The sequence below is a fragment of the Dietzia sp. DQ12-76 genome, from assembly GCF_014145045.1.
Taxonomy (GTDB): domain Bacteria; phylum Actinomycetota; class Actinomycetes; order Mycobacteriales; family Mycobacteriaceae; genus Dietzia.
On sequence record NZ_JAALDV010000143.1, the window covers coordinates 1 to 4,700 of the forward strand.

Annotated in this window: 6 protein-coding genes; 5 read left to right on the forward strand and 1 reads right to left on the reverse strand. The window is 70.2% G+C overall.

The genetic code is table 11. The features are described from left to right. On the forward strand, positions 1–410 hold a 410-nt coding region (locus G6019_RS06090; protein ID WP_439822625.1), incomplete at its 5' end, for a Kae1-like domain-containing protein. 38 nt (positions 411–448) lie between these two features. On the opposite strand, the gene G6019_RS06095 is transcribed toward G6019_RS06090, so the two are convergent. Then, complete coding sequence (locus G6019_RS06095) at positions 449–820, reverse strand: DUF4190 domain-containing protein (RefSeq protein ID WP_159077983.1); 372 nt, start codon at positions 818–820, stop codon at positions 449–451. A 269-nt stretch (positions 821–1,089) separates the two neighbouring features. Here G6019_RS06095 and groES point away from each other — a divergent pair, with 269 nt between their 5' ends. From groES to G6019_RS06115, 4 genes are all read left to right on the forward strand, one after another. Next, positions 1,090–1,377 carry a co-chaperone GroES gene (groES, locus tag G6019_RS06100; protein ID WP_017837219.1) on the forward strand — a complete coding sequence of 96 codons (288 nt, stop codon included), beginning with the start codon at positions 1,090–1,092 and terminating at the stop codon, positions 1,375–1,377. Positions 1,378–1,520: 143 nt separating this feature from the next. Next, a complete protein-coding gene (groL, locus tag G6019_RS06105) occupies positions 1,521–3,143 on the forward strand; it encodes a chaperonin GroEL (RefSeq protein WP_107755867.1) in 1,623 nt (540 codons plus the stop codon). Positions 3,144–3,410: 267 nt separating this feature from the next. Further along, positions 3,411–3,992 (forward strand): sigma-70 family RNA polymerase sigma factor, encoded by a 582-nt coding sequence (locus G6019_RS06110; RefSeq protein ID WP_107755868.1) that lies wholly within the window; start codon positions 3,411–3,413, stop codon positions 3,990–3,992. Beyond that, positions 3,989–4,700, forward strand: a 712-nt coding sequence (locus G6019_RS06115) for an anti-sigma-D factor RsdA (RefSeq protein WP_241725899.1), incomplete at its 3' end; no start/stop codon positions are given. The genes G6019_RS06110 and G6019_RS06115, both read left to right, overlap by 4 nt.

Genomic DNA, 4,700 nt, shown 5'->3' on the forward strand with positions numbered 1-4,700 from the left:
TCCGCCACGACTTCTCCTTCTCCGGTCTCAAGACCTCGGTCGCGCGTCGGATCGAGGCCGCCGAGCGTGACGGGTCCCAGCTCGAGGTGGCCGACGTCGCCGCGTCCTTCCAGGAGGCGGTGGCGGACGTGCTCACCATGAAGGCGGTGCGGGCCTGCACCGACCTGGGCGTGGGGACCCTGCTCGTCGGCGGCGGTGTGGCGGCGAACTCCCGGCTTCGCGAACTGGCGGCGCAGAGGTGCGCGGCGGCCGGCATCCGCCTGCGGGTACCCCGGCCGCGGTTGTGCACGGACAACGGCGCGATGGTCGTCGCGGTGGCGTCAGCACTCCTCGCCGCCGGCGCCGAGCCCAGTTCCCTGACCGTCGCCGCGGATCCCGGGCTCACGGTCGGGGTGACGCAGGTGGGGTGAGGAGTCCCGCGCCCGGAGGGAACGGGGAGTCGCGCGGGTCAGAAGCCGAGTAGCGCGAAGCCGTACCCGGTGAGCATCATCATGCCGGAGATCAGCAGGGCGATCACGAACAGCCACAGGTATCCCACCGCGAGGGCAGTGAGGGCGAGACCGCGCCCGGCCTGACCGGTCCGACGGATCCTCGCCAGGGCGAGATGGCCGAGTACCACCGACACCAGGGCGAAGACCGGGGGCAGCAGGGGCACGAAGAGTCCGAGGAAGGACCCGAAGACCACGTTTCCCACCGCCACCACGATCGCGGCGAGTGCCGTCCCGTTGACCTCGGCAGGGCCGGCCTCGGAATCGCGTGCGTGGTTGCCCGGATCGCGTCCACCGGGCGCGCCCGCGTCACCGGAGGGGGTACGGGACATGGGCGTCGACTCCTCGCGGGGTGGCGGGACCTCCCGCTGATCGTACGCGGGGGCCGCGCACACGTCCGTGTCCGGAACCTGGTGTGTTGTGTCGTACGGTGTTCGCCCTCGGCGAACTCGGTCGGATCGTGCACCCGGGACACTTGAGTGCTGGCACTCGCACATATAGAGTGCCAATAGGCATGGACCCGGCCGCGTCACCCGCGACGACGCCACCCGGAGCCCCGCCCCCCTGAGCACACCAGCCATCTACACACGGAGGATCCATCGTGGCGATCAAGCCGCTTGAGGACAAGATTCTCGTCGAGGCCACCGCTGCCGAGACCACCACGGCGTCCGGCCTCGTCATCCCGGACACCGCCAAGGAGAAGCCCCAGGAGGGCACCGTCGTCGCGGTCGGCAAGGGCCGCTTCGACGAGGACGGCGACCGCATCCCCATGGACATCAAGGAGGGTGACAAGGTCATCTACTCCAAGTACGGCGGGACCGAGATCAAGTACGAGGGCAAGGAGTACCTGATCCTCTCCTCGCGCGACGTTCTCGCGGTCATCGACTGACGTGAGCTCGTAACCCCCGCCCCGGTGGCGCCGGCCAGTGTCCGGCCCGCCGGGGCGGAGGTGTCTCACCGGTGTCTCGCCGTGGTCTCACGCAGAACGATCCGTCCGTCCCGAACACCCTCTTCCTTCCAGGAGTCCCATCCATGTCCAAGTTGATAGCGTTCGACGAGGAGGCCCGTAAGGGCATGCTCGCCGGTGTCGACCAACTCGCCGACACAGTCAAGGTCACCCTCGGCCCCAAGGGCCGGCACGTTGTGCTGGCCAAGGCGTTCGGTGGTCCGACCGTCACCAACGACGGTGTCTCCATCGCCCGCGAGATCGAGCTCTCCGAGCCGTTCGCGAACCTCGGCGCCCAGCTGGTCAAGAGTGTCGCCACCAAGACCAACGACGTCGCCGGCGACGGTACGACCACCGCGACCGTGCTCGCCCAGGCGCTCATCCGTGAGGGGCTGCGCAACGTGGCCGCCGGGTCCAACCCGATGGCCATGGGCAAGGGCATCGAGAAGGCCTCGGCCGCCGTCGTGGAGTTCCTCAAGTCCGCCGCCACCCCGGTGTCGGGGTCCGAGGGCGTGGCGCAGGTCGCCACGGTGTCCTCGCGTGACCCCGAGGTCGGTCGCATGGTCGCCGAGGCCATGGACGCCGTCGGCGTCAACGGCGTCGTGTCGGTCGAGGAGTCCCAGGGCCTGCACACCGAGGTCTCCGTGACCGAGGGCATCGCCTTCGACAAGGGCTACCTCAGCCCCTACTTCGTCACCGATCCCGACGAGCAGAAGGCCATCTACGAGGACGTCCTGATCCTCCTGCACCGCGAGAAGATCAGCTCCCTCCCGGACCTGCTCCCGCTGCTGGAGAAGGTCGCCGAGACCGGCAAGCCGCTGCTCGTGGTGGCCGAGGACGTCGACGGCGAGGCCCTGTCGACGCTTGTCGTCAACTCGATCCGCAAGACCATCAAGGTCGTCGCGATCAAGGCCCCCTACTTCGGGGACCGGCGCAAGGCCTTCCAGGACGACCTCGCGATCGTCACCAAGGGGCAGGTCGTGAGCCCGGACCTGGGCATGAAGCTGTCCGACTGCGGGCTCGAGGTCCTCGGCCACGCCCGGCGCGTGACCGTCTCCAAGGACGAGACCATCATCGTCGACGGTGACGGCGACCAGGCCGACGTCGACGCCCGGGTGGCGCAGCTGCGCCGCGAAGCCGAGGCCACCGACTCCGACTGGGACCGCGAGAAGCTCGAGGAGCGGATCGCCAAGCTCGCCGGTGGCGTCGCGGTGATCCGGGTCGGCGCGGCCACCGAGACGGAGCTCACCGAGCGCAAGCTCCGTGTCGAGGACGCGGTCAACTCGGCCAAGGCCGCCGTCGAGGAGGGTGTGATCGCCGGTGGTGGTTCCGTGCTCGTCCAGGCGGCCGCCGCGCTCACCCGTCTCTCGGCAGGCATCTCCGACCCCGATGAGGTCGTCGGGGTGAACGTGGTCCGCAAGGCGCTGTCGGCTCCGCTGTTCTGGATCGCCGCCAACGCCGGCGAGGACGGTTCCGTCGTGGTCAGCAAGGTTTCCGACCTCGGGCCGCGGGACGGTTTCAACGCCGCCACCGGCGAGTACGGTGACCTGGTCTCGGCGGGCGTCATCGACCCGGTGAAGGTGACCCACTCCGCCGTCGTCAACGCCTGCTCCGTCGCGCGGATGGTCCTGACCACCGAGACCGCGATCGTGGACAAGCCCGAGGAGGAGGCGCCCGGCGGGCACTCGCACGCCGGTCACTCCCACTGACCTCTCCCACACCGGGCCCCGGCTCCCGCATCCGCGGGACCGGGGCCCGGTCGTCGTGGAACGACCGGGGTGTCGTCCCGCCCGGCTCCGAGGGGTTACGCTGGGCCCTCACCGGATGACCTGCCGCACAGGTGCCGTGGAAGTATCCTGTGCCCACGCCCCGCCGGCCGCCACGGTCCGGACCCGACCCCGCGAGCCCGGCGTGCACCCCGACAGAAAGGCCGTGGCCCGTAGCACACCCGTGTAACGAGAGGCCCCCCTAATTCGATGACAGGTACAGCAGACGAGTTGGAGCTCGCCGTCGCCGCCGCGGTCAGAGGAGACCGCACCGCGGCCACCCGGGTGCTCGAACTCGTTCGTCCCGGGGTGGTGCGGTACTGCCGCTCTCGCGTCGGGGGTGCGGAGAGGGTCAACCTTTCTGCTGACGATGTCGCACAGGAGGTGCTGATCGCGGTGCTCTCGGCTTTGCCCGGGTACCGGGATCAGGGACGTCCCTTCATGGCATTCGTGTACGGGATCGCGGCACACAAGGTCGCGGACGCGCACCGGGGCGCCGCACGGAACAAGTCGGACCCCGTGGAGTACCTGCCGGAGGTGCTCTCGACGGAGACGGGGCCGGAGGATCACATCCTCGACGGCGAGGTGACCAGGGCGATGAGTCGACTCCTGGACACCCTTCCGGAGAAGCAGCGGGAGATCATCCGGCTGCGGGTGGTGGTAGGACTCTCGGCGGAGGAGACCGCGGAGATCGTGGACAGTACGGCCGGAGCCGTACGCGTGGCCCAACACCGGGCGATGAAGCAGCTCCGGGCGAGGATCGAGCAGGACGGAGAGGAGCGATGGCGATGAACGACGACGATGTCGACCCCGGCACCCGGGACGACGCCGCCTCGCTCGACGGGCACGGTCCGGACACAGAGGCGGTGGAGCGCGACGACCTGCTCCTCGACACCCTCGGGGCGGGCGACCGTCCCACCGACGGCGATGCCCTCGCGACGCTGCTCGCCGACTGGCGGGGGGAGATCGACTCCGCACCCCTGCCCGAGTTGCCGAGCGATGAGGAGATCGGGGTCGCACTCGCGCCCAACGTCTCCCGTCTCTGGCCCCGCCGTGGCTGGGCCAGATCCCATGAACACCACCACGGGCAACGGCCCGCGTTGTGGCAGGCGGTGACCGGGGCGGCGGCGGTGGCGGCCGTGATCGTCGGTGGCCTGTCCGTCGCCGCGCACAGTGCCATGCCGGGGGATCCCCTCTGGGGCGTGTCCAAGACGATCTTCGCCGACCGTGCCGGCGAGGTGGAGCTGGTCAGCGACCTGACCGAGCACCTGGCCGCGGCGGATCTGGCGGCTCGCGAAGGGGATCGTGAGCGGGCCGAGCGTCTCCTCGACGAGGTGTCCGGCCGACTGGACGAGGTCTCGGATGCCTCGGAACGCGTCGAGCTGATGAAGCGTCGCGACGCGATCAGGCGCGACCTGAGCAGGATCACGCCGACCTCGGTGCCGTCCCCCGCGCCCGCCCCGGAACCGGCGCCGGCCCCGGCCCCCGCACCCGGTCAGG